We start from the raw sequence: 13,607 nt of genomic DNA, 5'->3' as shown, positions 1-13,607 counted from the left end.
TTCGTGGCGACACTCTTTATTGCGGATCTGCATCTGCAAACAGAAGAACCGGCGATAACCGCCGGTTTTCTGCGTTTTTTACGCGGTGAAGCGAAAAGCGCCGATGCGCTGTACATCCTGGGCGACCTGTTTGAAGCCTGGATTGGCGACGACGACCCTAACCCGCTGCACCGTGAAATGGCAGACGCCATTCACGCGCTCGTGGATTCCGGCGTCCCCTGCTACTTCATTCATGGCAACCGTGATTTCCTGATCGGTAAGCGCTACGCCCGCGAAAGCGGCATGACGCTGCTGCCGGAAGAACAGGAGCTCGACCTCTATGGCCGCAGGGTCCTGATCATGCACGGCGACACGCTCTGCACCGACGATAACGGGTACCTGGCGTTTCGCGCCAAAGTCCACACCCCTTGGATCCAAAAGGTGTTCCTTGCGCTGCCGCTGTTTATCCGCAACCGCATCGCCGCCAGAATGCGCGCGGGCAGTAAAGCCGCCAACAGCAGCAAATCCATGACCATCATGGACGTGAACCCGCAGGCCGTGGTGAGCGTGATGGAAAAGCATGGCGTTCAGTGGTTGATCCACGGTCATACCCATCGTCCTGACGTCCATTCCCTTATCGCCAACGGCGAAGCGGCCCATCGCGTGGTGTTGGGTGCCTGGCACACCGAAGGCTCCATGGTCAAAGTCACGCCAGAGGGCGTGGAGCTGATCGCGTTTCCATTTTAACCCCTCACACCATCATTCTATTTTTTTGAACAATATCGGCAAATTGTTTCGATTTTAATCAGCCCGTGGTCGGCCTATTATTTATCACATCAGGGCGACACGCCCTATCCCAGATAAAATACTTAAGGAATACGACCATGAAATCTATCAAAACTTTCGTTGCAGTTGCCGCTCTCTCCCTGGTTTCTTTCGGTTCTTTCGCTCAAAGCGTGAGCGCAACCGCCTCTACCCTTGACCGCGCAGAAGCGAAAATTGCCGCGCAGGCCGCCGAGCAGAATGCCTCTTATAAAATCACGAGCGCGAAGGTCAACAACCGCGTGTACATGACCGCGGAACTGACTAAATAAAAACCCTGATTGCCGTGCCGCCAGCTAAGACGTGCGACAGCGACAATACGATGAGGAAGGAACAGAGAATGAAAAACATCAGCATCGTAAGTACCCTGCTGCTGGCAGTCGTGGTGTCCACTGGCGCACAGGCCGCGGAGAATCGCTTCTCCGTGCCAAAATCGGGCTCGAATGCCGACACCAGCATGGTGAATCATATCGATGTCAGCCGCGCGTTCGACAACGAGAACCTGTCCGCAGGGGATCTTCAGTAACATCACATAAAAGACCGCCATCGTGCGGTCTTTTTTGTTATCGCTTTCTCGCCATAACTGCTCGTCTTTTAACCGCGCAACCGTTTTCCTTGCCCGTATAACATGCTATTCTCTGTGCCCTCGAAAGCAGTGTGTTTCGCACCACAGGAGTTTTAAGACGCATGTCTTCCCGCAATAATCCGGCGCGTGTCGCCATCGTGATGGGGTCCAAAAGCGACTGGGCTACCATGCAGTTCGCCGCCGAAATCTTTGAAATCCTGAATGTTCCGCACCACGTTGAAGTGGTCTCCGCGCACCGTACACCGGACAAACTGTTCAGCTTCGCCGAAAGCGCCGAAGAGAACGGCTATGAGGTGATCGTTGCCGGTGCGGGCGGCGCAGCACATCTGCCAGGCATGATTGCCGCCAAAACCCTGGTGCCGGTACTGGGCGTTCCGGTCCAAAGCGCCGCGTTAAGCGGTGTGGATAGCCTCTACTCCATCGTCCAGATGCCGCGCGGTATTCCTGTCGGCACGCTGGCGATTGGTAAAGCGGGTGCTGCCAATGCCGCCCTGCTGGCGGCGCAAATTCTTGCGACGCACGATAAAGCATTACACCAGCGTCTGGCGGAGTGGCGTAAAGCCCAGACCGACGAGGTGCTGGACAATCCGGACCCGCGGGGTGCGGCATGAAGCAGGTTTGCGTCCTCGGTAACGGCCAGCTGGGCCGTATGCTGCGTCAGGCCGGTGAGCCGCTGGGTATTGCCGTCTGGCCCGTCGGGCTGGACGCCGAACCGGAAGCCGTACCGTTCCACCAGAGCGTGATCACCGCCGAGATCGAACGCTGGCCGGAAACGGCTCTGACCCGCGAGCTGGCGCGTCATAACGCCTTCGTTAACCGCGACGTGTTCCCGATCATCGCCGACCGTCTGACGCAGAAGCAGCTGTTCGACAAGCTCGGTCTGCCGACCGCGCCGTGGCAGCTCCTGTCCGATAAAAGCGAGTGGAATGACGTTTTCGCGATGCTGGGCGAGCTGGCAATCGTGAAGCGCCGCGTGGGCGGTTACGACGGCCGCGGCCAGTGGCGCCTGCGTGCAGATGAAACGGCAGAACTACCGGACGACTGCTACGGCGAGTGCATCGTTGAGCAGGGCATTAACTTCAGCGGTGAAGTGTCGCTGGTTGGCGCGCGCGGGCACGACGGGCATACCGTCTTTTATCCGCTGACGCATAACCTGCATCAGGACGGCATTCTGCGCACCAGCGTCGCCTTCCCGCACGCCAATGCTGACCAGCAGGCGCAGGCGGAAGATATGCTCTCTGCCATCATGCACGAACTCGGGTATGTGGGCGTCATGGCGATGGAGTGCTTTATCACCCCGTCCGGTCTGCTGATCAACGAACTTGCGCCGCGCGTGCACAACAGTGGGCACTGGACGCAAAACGGCGCGTCCATCAGCCAGTTCGAGCTGCACCTGCGCGCGATCGCCGACCTGCCGCTGCCGCAGCCGGTGGTGAACAGCCCGTCGGTGATGATCAACCTGATCGGCACCGATCTGAACTACGACTGGCTGAAGCTGCCGCTCGTGCATCTGCACTGGTATGACAAAGAGGTCCGCGCGGGTCGTAAGGTCGGTCACCTGAACCTGAACGACAGCGACACGGGCCGCCTGAGCGCTACCCTGGAAGCGATGATCCCGCTCCTGCCGCCGGAATATGCGAGCGGTATTGTCTGGGCACAGTCAAAGCTCAAGTAAGACATCTGCGCCGGGGAGTTGATCTTCCCCTTCCCCGGCGTACAATCCCCGCCCATTGCTGCTGAGTTTTCTTCTGGAATAACCATGAACGATGGAACGGACTATCGCGCGATCCTCGCGTCTGATACCCCTTTAATCGACGTTCGCGCGCCGATCGAATTTGCCCAGGGCGCGATGCCTGCGGCGATCAACCTGCCCTTAATGAACGACGACGAGCGCGCCTCCGTCGGTACCTGCTATAAACGCCAGGGCCCCGAGGCCGCACTGGCGCTCGGCCATCAGCTGGTGAACGGCGAGACGCGTGAGGCACGCATCAACGCCTGGCGGGAAGCCAGCCTTGCCCATCCTGAGGGCTATCTCTGCTGCGCGCGCGGCGGCCAGCGTTCGCATATCTCTCAGGCCTGGCTGAAAGAGGCGGGCGTCGACTACCCGCTGATCCGCGGCGGCTATAAGGCCCTGCGTCAGACGGCGATTCAGGTTACCATCGAGCAGTCACAAAAGCCGATGGTGCTGATTGGCGGCTGCACCGGAAACGGTAAAACCCTGCTGGTGAAGCAGCATGCGCAGGGTATCGATCTGGAAGGGCTGGCGCACCATCGCGGTTCGTCGTTTGGTCGCACGCTCACGCCGCAGCTTTCCCAGGCCAGCTTTGAAAACCACCTTGCGGCTGAGCTACTGAAAAAAGACGCCGCGCGCTGGGTGCTGGAAGACGAGGGCCGGATGATTGGCTCCAACCACCTGCCGGAGTGCCTGCGCGACCGCATGGCTGAAGCCCCTATCGTTGTCGTCGAAGACCCCTTTGACGTCCGCCTTGAGCGCCTGCGCGAAGAGTATTTCGACCACATGTGGGCGGATTTTTCTGCTGCCTACGGTGAAGACGCGGGCTGGAAGGAGTACAGCGAGTATCTGCACCACGGCCTGTTCGCCATCCGCCGCCGTCTGGGGCTGCAGCGGTATGCAGAATTCACCGCGCTGTTAGATTCCGCGCTGCTGGAACAGCAACGCTCCGGCAGCACAGAGGCGCACTTCAGCTGGCTTGCGCCGCTGCTGAAGGACTATTACGACCCGATGTACGGCTATCAGCTGGAGAAAAAGGCGGAGAAGATTGTGTATCGCGGGACGTATGGCGAGGTCGCTGACTGGCTTAATCGCTAAAACAAAGCCGGGTGGCGAGGTAAAAGCAAAACGGCAACCAGGGTTGCCGTTTTTAATGTTTGTTCCCTCTCCCCGTGGGAGAGGGTCAGGGTGAGGGCATCAGGCCGCACCCTACAAGACGACTTAGAAGTCGTAGCGCAGACGCACCAGGTTCATGTCGCCCAGGTTGTCGGTGCTGGAGGTGAACACGTGTTCGTAATCCACGCGGAAGCCGTAATCCAGCTGGAAGCTGATACCCACGCCGTTGTCGATGCGCTGGTAGTTACGGCCGTTCACGTACTGAATGCGGTCGCCCATGAAGTATGGCTGGATGGATTTAACCGCGTACTGACCGATTGGGAACTTGTAGCCCGCAAAGTATTCAATACCCCATGCATCACCGGCGAAGTAGTCGTTAACAGACACTTTTTTGGTGGTCAGGAAGTTCTGGTACCAGCCGCCGCCAGCGGAGAAGGTCCAGTTGTCCGGCGTCCAGCTCAGCGCGGTACCGAGGATGTTCTGGTCGTAGGTTTTGCTGTCGCCGTTATCCGGGTTACGCATGTCCGCACGGGTGTAGTTCCACGCGGCGCCCCAGGTCAGGTCGGTGGTCAGGTGGTAATCCAGACCCAGCGAGCCGCCGCCTTTACGCTTGTAGCGCAGGCCGTTGCCCGGCAGGTATTCGCTGTCTTCAAACAGGTAGGATGCATAAATGTCGGCATCACCCACGGTTTTCTTATATTTCAGCATCTGGCGTGAACGGTAAGAACCGTCGTAATCGCCGTTGATCCCGTTACCTGGCGCCTGACCGATCATGTCGTAGTCCCAGATATCGGTTTTCGCGCCCACCACATCATAGTAAACGCTGTTCTGTTGACCGAAGGTCAGCGTACCCCAGGTATCGCTCTTCAAACCGGTGTAGAGCATACGACGCGTGGTGTCGTGTGCGCCGTCGGCGTAGTGGTGATCCCAGTTAAACTGCGCAGGAATATTGACACCCAGCTCGTAGTAGCTGATCCAGCTGATGTCATCAAACAGGTAGTAATCAGCCGCGAAACGGAAACGGGTGCCGCCGTCAAAGCCGTTACGCTTGTAGCTGTTTTTACCGTCGTCGCCGGTCATGTTCTGGAACTGAGGACGGATACTGCCGCCAACGGTGAAGTTCAGGCGGCTCAGCGGATTACCCGCCTGAGGATCCTGCTTAAGAACGGTGATTTCCGCCTGAGAAGCGAAGGTAGTCAATGCCACTGCCGCGCCGATCGTTGCCGCCAGCGCTGATTTTTTTATAGTCATTATTTTTCCTTAATAGACACGCTGCTAAATATTTAGCGGGTGAATATTAACTGGAAATAATCGGGCCGTGTGGTCGGGTTTTTAATGTTTTGTGCTACTAAATGAGTGGGTATTATCACTTTGTGCTATTTAAACGCTGCGCACCGGCATTAAAACCCGGCGCGCAACTATCACGGTTCTAAATCAACTCGCAAACTGACGGAACAGGGCTTTCCCCTTTAACAGCCGCGTGCCAAGCCAGCCTCCGCAGAGAGAAAGCAGCACCGCGCCGCTGAGAGGCAGGACCAACCAGAGACGCCAGTCAGGCTCCCACGGGAAGTCGAAAACCTTTGTCTGCAGCACCGCCAGCGCCGTCTCTGCGCCAATGGCCGCTACCAGACCCGCCACCAGCCCCAGCAGCGCAAACTCGCTCCATAGCGTCATCCGCAGCAGTCGCTTTCCGGCCCCCAGCGTGCGGTAGACCACCAGCTCCTGATGGCGCTGGCGCATCCCCACCTGCACCTGGGCCAGCAGCAACAGCACGCCGCAGATCGTCACCAGCACCACCATGACCTCCAGCGCGCGGCTCACCTGCTCCAGCACCTGCCCTACCTGCTTCAGGATCGCGCCAATATCCAGCAGGCTGACCGTCGGAAACTCCCGGTTGAGCTGGGTCAGCATGCCGTTGCCGTTTTCCCAGCGGAAGCTTGTCAGCCAGCTCTGCGGCTGCCCGTCCAGCGCGCCCGGCGGGAAGATAAAGAAGAAGTTTGGCCTCAGGCTTTCCCAGTCCACTTTACGCAGGCTGGTGACTTTCGCAGTAAAATCCTGGGTATCGCCGGTAAAGGTGACGCTGTCCCCGAGCTTCACGTTCAGCCGCGTCGCCAGCCCCTCTTCCATCGAGACTTCCCCCGCTTTCGGCGGCCAGGTGCCGGCGGTTATCGGGTTATGGTCAGGGCGTTTCTCCTGCCAGGTCAGGTTCAGCTCGCGGTTCAGCGACTCGTCCTTATTCCCCTCCGCTGGCTGGCCGTTGATCTGCGTCAGACGCGCGCGCACGATGGGATAGAACGACTCAGGGATAATGTGATGCTCCGCCAGGAAGCCCTTCAGCGGCGTGACCTGCTCAGGGGCAATGTTGATCAGGAAATAGTTCGGACTTTCCGGGGGAAGCTGCTGCTGCCAGCGATCCAGCAGATCGCCGCGCAACACTAACAGCAGCGCCAGCAGCATAAACGACAGCGAAAACGCCGACAGCTGGCTGAGCGTTGACCACGGCTGATGCAGCAGGCGGTTGACCGCCAGGCGCACGGGCAGCGATTTTACCGTCAGCCTCTTCAGGACGTTGAGCAGTAACCAGCCCAGCACGCCGCACAGCAGCGCCAGCACAACCGCCCCGGCCAGTACCGCCCACAGCAGCGTGCTGCCCCCCATCAGCCACGCCATCAGCCCCACCGCTACGGCAATAATCACCGGAAGGTAGAACTTCAGCGGCCAGACGTTCGCCACCACATCGTTGCGAAGCACGCGCAGCGGCTGCGTGGCGAGCAGCAGGCGGTAGGGGCGTAGCCCCACCAGCAGCGAAATCACCGTCATCGCGCCGATTGCCCACAGCCACGGCCAGAGGCTGGCCGGCGGCAAAGCGGCCGGGAGCACCGGCTTCAGCATCACCATCAGCAGTTTTTCAAACAGCAGCCCTATTATGCCGCCGGTCAGCGCCGACAGAACCAGAAGCATCAGCCACTGGCCGACAATCAGCTTGCGCAGCTGCGCCCTGCCCGCCCCCAGGGTTTTGAGGATTGCCACCAGGTCGTAGCGGCTGCGGCAGTAATGCCCCATCGCCACGGCAACCGCCGCCACCGCCAGCAGCAGGGTCAACAGTGCCGAAAGCAGCAGGAACTGCTGAGAACGCTCAAGAGATTTACCGAGCGCTCCTTCGTCCTGCTCCAGCCCGTACCAGCGGTGCTCTGGTTTGAGCTGCGGCAGAAGCCATTTTTCGTACGCGGCAAGCTGGGCAGGCGTGCCGCCAAACTTATAGCGCCAGGTGACGCGGCTTCCCGGCTGAACAGCATGGGTTGCCGCAACATCCGCGGTGTTCATCAGCAGGCGCGGCGCGAGCTGGAAGGGGTTAAAGCCGGAATCGGGCTCCTGCACCACTTCCCCGGCAATGTTGAGGGTGGCGTCGCCGACGTCGATGCCATCGCCGGGTTTCAGGTTCAGAAGCGCCATCAGACGTGATGCCAGCAGCACCGTGCCGGGCTTTGGCTTCAGCCCTGGCGGGTTGGTCTGCAGTTCGCCGTACATCGGGTAGATATCATCGACGGCTTTAACGCTGGCGAGCTGCGGCGTGTCGCCCGCAAAGGTCATGGTCTGGAAGCTTATCTGCTCCCCCACCTTCAGCCCTTCTTTACGCGCCTCTGCAATCCAGCCCGACGGCACAGGGCGGGAGCTTTGCAGCGCCCGGTCACCCGCCATAAACTCCCGGCTCTGCTGGCTAAGCCCTTTTTCCATGCGGTCGCTGACGCTGCCGAGCGCCAGCACGCAGGCCACCGCCAGGCTTAGCGCCAGCCAGACAATCAGCAGCGAGGGCGAGCGCCACTCGCGCCAGAACCAGCGGGTAATCATGCCTCCTCCTGAAGAATACCGTTCACCAGCCGCAGGCGGCGATCGCAGCGGGCGGCGAGCTGCGGATCGTGGGTTACAAGGATCAGCGTGGTGCCATGCTCGCGGTTGAGCGAAAACAGCAGGTCGGCAATTTTGTCGCCGGTTTTACGGTCAAGGTTACCGGTGGGCTCATCGGCAAACAGGACTTCGGGACGACCGTTAAACGCCCGCGCCAGCGCTACGCGCTGCTGCTCGCCGCCGGAAAGCTGTGCGGGAAGGTGGTCGAGACGCTTGCCCAGACCGAGCTGATCCAGCAGCGCCTTCGCGTGCGCCCGGCTTTCACGGCTGTTTTCACCGCGCAACAGCGCCGGGAGTTCGACGTTTTCCAGCGCGTTCAGAGTGGGGATCAGCATAAAGGACTGAAAGACAAAACCAACGTGACGCGCGCGCAGCGCGGCCCGCGCCTCTTCATCAAGCTGATGCAGCGGTTGCCCGACAAGATGGACCTCGCCGCTGCTGCCGTCGTCCAGACCGGCCAGAATCGCCAGCAGCGTGGACTTGCCGGAGCCGGATTCGCCAATCAGCGCGATGGTTTCAGCGCGTTTGACAACGAGTTCAACTCCAGTAAGGATGGAAAGCTCGTGTTCCCCCTGACCGACGGACTTCTTAAGATGATGAACTTCAACACTGTTTTCCGCTGGCATTTGCCCTTCCTGTTTTTGATTCTGATGACCTTCCGCGCGGCGGCAGCGGACACGTTACTGGTTCTCGGCGACAGCCTCAGCGCAGGCTATCGCATGGCGGCCAGCGCGGCCTGGCCCGCTCTGCTCAACGACAAATGGCAGAGCAAGACGTCGGTAATCAACGCCAGCATCAGCGGCGATACCTCGCAGCAGGGCCTGTCGCGCCTGCCTGCGCTGCTCAAACAGCATCAGCCGCGCTGGGTGCTGGTGGAGCTTGGCGGTAACGATGGATTGCGCGGTTTCCAGCCTCAGCAAACCGAGCAAACGCTGCGCACCATTTTGCAGGACATTAAGGCGGCAAACGCCCAGCCGCTGCTGATGCAAATTCGCCTGCCCGCCAACTACGGTCGTCGGTATAATGAAGCCTTTAGCGCGATCTACCCTAAGCTTGCCAAAGAGTTTGATATTCCGCTGCTGCCATTTTTCATGGAAGAGGTGTATCTCAAACCCCAGTGGATGCAAGACGACGGGATCCACCCCAATCGCGATGCTCAGCCGTTTATTGCCGACTGGATGGCAACGCGGCTGGCTCCTTTAGTTAAACATGACTCCTGATTAAGCGGAGATCCTGACAGGTAAAGTTATGCAAAAATCGGTCTTAATTACAGGATGTTCCAGTGGAATCGGCCTGGAAAGCGCGCTCGAACTGAAGCGCCAGGGGTTTCGGGTCCTGGCGGCCTGTCGCAAACCCGACGATGTCGAACGCATGAACGGGCTTGGCTTTACCGGCGTGCTGCTGGATATGGACTCGCCGGAGAGCGTTGAACGCGCCGCCGATGAAGTGATCGCGCTGACCGACAATCGTCTGTACGGGCTCTTTAACAATGCCGGCTACGGCGTGTATGGTCCGCTGGATACGCTCTCCCGCGAAACGCTGGAGAAACAGTTTTCGACCAACTTCTTCGGCGTGCATCAGCTCACCATGCGTCTGCTCCCCGCGATGCTGCCGCACGGTGAAGGACGCATCGTGATGACATCGTCAGTGATGGGGCTGATTTCCACCCCGGGCCGCGGCGCCTACGCCGCCAGCAAATATGCGCTGGAGGCCTGGTCCGACGCCCTGCGCATGGAGCTGCGCCACAGCGGCATTAAGGTCAGCCTGATTGAGCCCGGCCCGATCCGCACCCGCTTTACCGAAAACGTGAACCAGACGCAGGCGGATAAACCGGTCGAGAACCCCGGCATTGCCGCACGTTTTACCCTCGGGCCAGAGGCGGTGGTGGCCAAAGTGCGCCATGCTTTTGAGAGCGAACATCCCAAAATGCGCTATCCGGTAACGCTGGTCACCCACGCCGTAGGCTGGTTAAAGCGCCTGCTGCCGGGCCGGGTGATGGACAAAATTTTGCACGGTTGAGTTGAAGCGACGACGCTCATCCCCATGTAAAGAACAAACCGACAAAAGAGAAAGCCGCATGTCCGTACAGAATATCGTCAATATTACAGAAGCTAACCTGCAACAGACCCTTGAACAGTCGATGACCAAACCGGTCCTGTTCTACTTCTGGTCTGAACGCAGCCAACACTGCCTGCAGCTGACGCCGGTACTGGAAAGCCTTGCCGCCCAGTACAACGGTCAGTTCATTCTCGCCAAACTGGACTGTGACGCCGAGCCGATGGTGGCGTCTCAGTTTGGTCTGCGCGCCATTCCTACCGTCTATCTGTTCCAGAACGGTCAGCCCGTTGACGGTTTCCAGGGGCCGCAGCCGGAAGAGGCGATTCGCGCCCTGCTGGATAAAGTGCTGCCGCGCGAAGAAGAGCTGAAAGCGCAGGAAGGCATGGCGCTGATGCAGGAAGGTAAATACGACGAGGCGCTGCCGCTGCTCAAAGAGGCGTGGCAGCTGTCGAATCAGAACAGCCAGATCGGCCTGCTGCTTGCGGAAACGCAGATCGCCCTGCACCGTTCAGAAGACGCGGAAGCCGTTCTCAAGACGGTTCCGCTCCAGGATCAGGACACCCGCTATCAAGGTCTGGTCGCACAAATTGAGCTGCTGAAACAGGCCGCGGACACCCCGGAAATTCAGCAGCTGCAGCAGCAGGTTGCCGACAACCCGGCCGATGCCGCGCTGGCAAGCCAGCTGGCGCTGCAGCTGCACCAGGTAGGGCGTAACGAAGAGGCGCTGGAGCTGCTGTTCAGCCACCTGCAAAAAGACCTGGCAGCCGCAGACGGTCAGGCGCGTAAGATGTTCCAGGAAATTCTGGCCGCGCTGGGCACCGGAGACGCGCTGGCGTCGAAGTATCGTCGTCAGCTGTACGCGTTGCTCTACTAACAAAAAAAGCCCGGTGGCGCTAACGCTTACCGGGCCTACAAACACAGGCTTAACCCGTTTTCTTTAATTGCGTCACCACCAGCTGGTGACGCGCGTTGTAGAACTTCCGATAGGTCAGGTAGCAGGCAATGATGGTTGACAGGCTTGCCGTGGAAAGCAGCATAAACGTCACCATGATCTGATACTTAATCGCTTTTACCGGATCGATACCGGCAAAAATCAGCCCCGACATCATGCCCGGCAGGCTCACCAGCCCCACCGTTTTGGCTGAATCTACAGTTGGGATCAGCGATGAGCGAATGCTCTCACGAATCAGCCGCGCCGAGGCTACCTTAGGCGTCGCCCCCAGGCTTAACTTCTCCTGCAGCTGCTGCTGTTCACTGCTGAAGCGCTGGCCGAGATTGTTATAACAGAGCCCAACGGCCACCATAGCGTTCCCCGCAATCATCCCGGAGATAGGGATAACCTGCATCGGCGTAAAGGCAATCGAGCCGGAGAGCACCAGTACCGCCAGCGTGAGCGCCGTCCCGGTGGTAATGGCGATAAACGACGAGATAAACGCCTTATCAATGTATTTACTGCGTTTCTTCGCATTCCACGCCGCGTTAAAACAGATAAAGAGCACCATCAGCAGCGTCAGCACCGCGTGGTTGACGTTGAAAATATACTTCAGCACATAGCCGACGATGATGAGCTGAACCACCGCGCGGCAGATACTCCACACGATATCTTTTTCCAGTCCCAGCTTTTCCCGGTAGCTGACCACAATCGCAATCAGCACCAGCACCATCGAAAACGCCAGGGATTCATTGGTAATGTTATGCTCACCCACGGTTAGCCTCCTGCATTTTCCCGCCGTGCGGCTGAAGCGTAATCACGTCATCAGCATGGGTTATTTCGTTAGCGTCGTGCGTCACCCACAGCACGGCAATATTCTGCTCCCGGGCGTAGCGATGAATAATCTCGTTAACGTTGCGTTTGTTGAGGTCATCGAGCGCGCTGGTAATTTCGTCCAGTAAAAGCACCTTCGGTAAAAACTGCAGGTTGCGGATCAGCGAGACGCGCTGCTTTTCTCCGCCCGACAGCGCGGTGATGGATTTGGTTAACGTCTCCTGCGCCAGGCCAAAGCGGGCCAGATCGCTGATAAACTTTTCCGGCTCCGGCGTTTTATTGCGGATTTGCCACGGGAAAATCAGGTTGTCATAAACCGTATCGCCAAACAGCGCGGGCGTTTGCACGCAGTAGGAGACCTGCTGGCGATAGCTTTCCGGGGAAAGCGATGCGATATCCTGTCCTTCGAAAAGAAGGGTGCCCTCCGTTGGGCTGAGGAGTGAGGCCACAATTTTCAGCAGCGTGCTTTTACCACAGCCTGAGGGGCCCGTGATTAATTTAAACTCGCCCGGCGACAGGCTAAACCCGACGTGCTGAAGAATAATATTTTCTCCAACACGAAATCCAATATCCCTGAGATGTAATAGTTCTTTTTTATCGTTCATTACGCTTCCGTTAACCGCTTCGTGTAATAACCGCCTGTAGCATAATCCTTTCGTGCGCACAGAGCGAATAGCCTCACGCTAAAGCAAGTGTTAAACTTTTTGTTTGTCATTTGTCTCCACCATCACTACAGGAAGTAAGCAGCATGGCACATATCTTTTATGAGTTTCCTTCCCTGAAGCCTGGTGTTCCTGATGTCGAAACATTAATGGAAGTCATCAAATCTTCGGAACTCACGCGTTTTGTCATCGGTGCAGAGGTGGTGGATTTTGTTAAGAAGGCGCTCATCGTGAACACCACGATCGGCAGTTTCAAAAATTGCTATTTCGCCTTCGACAACGGGACACACTTCCTGGAATTTGACGGCAAGGGAAAATCAAAACGTTTCAATGAAGTACCCGACTGGTTCGTCTCTCCGGCTGAATTTTCTCGTACCCAGTGGCTTATCAACCACGATCTTGCGGATGTAAAGGCCACCCAATTCATTGACGTGCTGATGTCCTACCCGCTGAAAGAGCGCCGTGCGCACTGTAATTTGTTATTCGGGCTGGAGCTGGAAAAGGTGAGTGCGGTTCCGGCCGCAGCGTCAGCCGCAGGGAAAATCGGCAATAAAAACGGCAAAACGACCAAACCGCGCGTGACCGATCTGGGATCGTTTGAATTGTTCAGCCAGTTCTTTGCGCGCATGAAAACCGCCGTGCTGGCCGATGAGTTTCCCACCCTGCAGGTCCTGACGGGCATGGATAACCTGACTAAAGCGCCGCATAATTTAAAGCAGGGTATCAGAACGTGGTTCAAAGCCATCGCGGGCGATCTTCCTCCCAATAACAAGCGCGTTGAAGCGGGGAATGCCGTTCTGTTCTGCGCCCCCATTCGCGAACAGATCCAGCGTATCGAAGCGCTGGGGCTGGAGAAGTACTACCAGGGATTATCCAAAGCCATTGCCGAAGCGGGTGATGGATTCATCTCTGACTTTACCTATACTTACGAGCAATAAACACACACTTTCACTCGTCACAGCATGCAAAACAGGAGGTTTT

General features: G+C 58.1%; 15 protein-coding genes. 10 read left to right on the top strand and 5 right to left on the bottom strand.

The window, feature by feature from the left end:
• Nucleotides 1–3 precede the first annotated feature (3 nt).
• The 6 genes from lpxH to mnmH all read left to right on the top strand — a co-directional run bounded on the left by lpxH (nt 4) and on the right by mnmH (nt 4,217).
• Entirely contained in the window at nt 4–726 is a 723-nt protein-coding gene (gene lpxH / locus ACZ6J2_RS13545; protein ID WP_471725945.1) for a UDP-2,3-diacylglucosamine diphosphatase, read from the top strand.
• Nucleotides 727–863: 137 nt separating this feature from the next.
• Entirely contained in the window at nt 864–1,073 is a 210-nt protein-coding gene (locus ACZ6J2_RS13540) for a YdgH/BhsA/McbA-like domain containing protein (protein ID WP_023310633.1), read from the top strand.
• Between the two features lie 68 nt (nt 1,074–1,141).
• Complete coding sequence (locus ACZ6J2_RS13535; RefSeq protein WP_029741050.1) at nt 1,142–1,327, top strand: hypothetical protein; 186 nt, start codon at nt 1,142–1,144, stop codon at nt 1,325–1,327.
• A gap of 161 nt (nt 1,328–1,488) precedes the next feature.
• Complete coding sequence (gene purE / locus ACZ6J2_RS13530) at nt 1,489–1,998, top strand: 5-(carboxyamino)imidazole ribonucleotide mutase (RefSeq protein WP_023310631.1); 510 nt, start codon at nt 1,489–1,491, stop codon at nt 1,996–1,998.
• A complete protein-coding gene (gene purK / locus ACZ6J2_RS13525; RefSeq protein WP_058841201.1) occupies nt 1,995–3,062 on the top strand; it encodes a 5-(carboxyamino)imidazole ribonucleotide synthase in 1,068 nt (355 codons plus the stop codon). Before purE ends, purK begins: the two co-directional genes overlap by 4 nt.
• Nucleotides 3,063–3,146: 84 nt before the next feature.
• Entirely contained in the window at nt 3,147–4,217 is a 1,071-nt protein-coding gene (gene mnmH / locus ACZ6J2_RS13520; RefSeq protein WP_471725942.1) for a tRNA 2-selenouridine(34) synthase MnmH, read from the top strand.
• Nucleotides 4,218–4,340: 123 nt separating this feature from the next.
• Here mnmH and ACZ6J2_RS13515 read toward each other — a convergent pair whose 3' ends face one another.
• The 3 genes from ACZ6J2_RS13515 to ybbA all read right to left on the bottom strand — a co-directional run bounded on the left by ACZ6J2_RS13515 (nt 4,341) and on the right by ybbA (nt 8,767).
• A complete protein-coding gene (locus tag ACZ6J2_RS13515; protein WP_023334757.1) occupies nt 4,341–5,486 on the bottom strand; it encodes a porin in 1,146 nt (381 codons plus the stop codon).
• Nucleotides 5,487–5,669: 183 nt separating this feature from the next.
• The gene (gene ybbP, locus ACZ6J2_RS13510) at nt 5,670–8,084 is read right to left on the bottom strand and encodes a putative ABC transporter permease subunit YbbP (protein WP_471725941.1); all 2,415 of its coding nucleotides are present in this window, start codon (nt 8,082–8,084) and stop codon (nt 5,670–5,672) included.
• Nucleotides 8,081–8,767, bottom strand: coding sequence for a putative ABC transporter ATP-binding protein YbbA (gene ybbA, locus ACZ6J2_RS13505; protein ID WP_126796966.1), 687 nt, complete (start codon nt 8,765–8,767; stop codon nt 8,081–8,083). The genes ybbP and ybbA overlap by 4 nt, the downstream gene beginning before the upstream one ends.
• Here ybbA and tesA point away from each other — a divergent pair.
• The 3 genes from tesA to ACZ6J2_RS13490 are packed head-to-tail and all read left to right on the top strand — an operon-like array spanning nt 8,738 to nt 11,073.
• Nucleotides 8,738–9,361 (top strand): multifunctional acyl-CoA thioesterase I/protease I/lysophospholipase L1, encoded by a 624-nt coding sequence (gene tesA, locus ACZ6J2_RS13500; protein ID WP_032661743.1) that lies wholly within the window; start codon nt 8,738–8,740, stop codon nt 9,359–9,361. The two genes, ybbA and tesA, sit on opposite strands and share 30 nt — an antisense overlap.
• Before the next feature lie 28 nt (nt 9,362–9,389).
• Nucleotides 9,390–10,160, top strand: coding sequence for an SDR family oxidoreductase (locus ACZ6J2_RS13495; RefSeq protein WP_048991462.1), 771 nt, complete (start codon nt 9,390–9,392; stop codon nt 10,158–10,160).
• Between the two features lie 58 nt (nt 10,161–10,218).
• Nucleotides 10,219–11,073: a co-chaperone YbbN gene (locus ACZ6J2_RS13490; protein WP_023310624.1), complete on the top strand. Its 855-nt coding sequence runs from the start codon at nt 10,219–10,221 to the stop codon at nt 11,071–11,073.
• Between the two features lie 49 nt (nt 11,074–11,122).
• Here ACZ6J2_RS13490 and fetB read toward each other — a convergent pair whose 3' ends face one another.
• Nucleotides 11,123–11,905 carry an iron efflux ABC transporter permease subunit FetB gene (gene fetB / locus ACZ6J2_RS13485; protein WP_023310623.1) on the bottom strand — a complete coding sequence of 261 codons (783 nt, stop codon included), beginning with the start codon at nt 11,903–11,905 and terminating at the stop codon, nt 11,123–11,125.
• The gene (gene fetA / locus ACZ6J2_RS13480) at nt 11,898–12,569 is read right to left on the bottom strand and encodes an iron efflux ABC transporter ATP-binding subunit FetA (RefSeq protein ID WP_471725939.1); all 672 of its coding nucleotides are present in this window, start codon (nt 12,567–12,569) and stop codon (nt 11,898–11,900) included. The genes fetB and fetA overlap by 8 nt, the downstream gene beginning before the upstream one ends.
• Before the next feature lie 143 nt (nt 12,570–12,712).
• Here fetA and ACZ6J2_RS13475 point away from each other — a divergent pair, with 143 nt between their 5' ends.
• Nucleotides 12,713–13,564, top strand: coding sequence for a hypothetical protein (locus tag ACZ6J2_RS13475; RefSeq protein ID WP_471725937.1), 852 nt, complete (start codon nt 12,713–12,715; stop codon nt 13,562–13,564).
• Nucleotides 13,565–13,607 lie beyond the last annotated feature (43 nt).

This window comes from Enterobacter sp. E14S (assembly GCF_055666685.1).
Note: the sequence above shows the minus strand (reverse complement) of the source record. Positions and strands in the feature narration are given on the sequence as shown.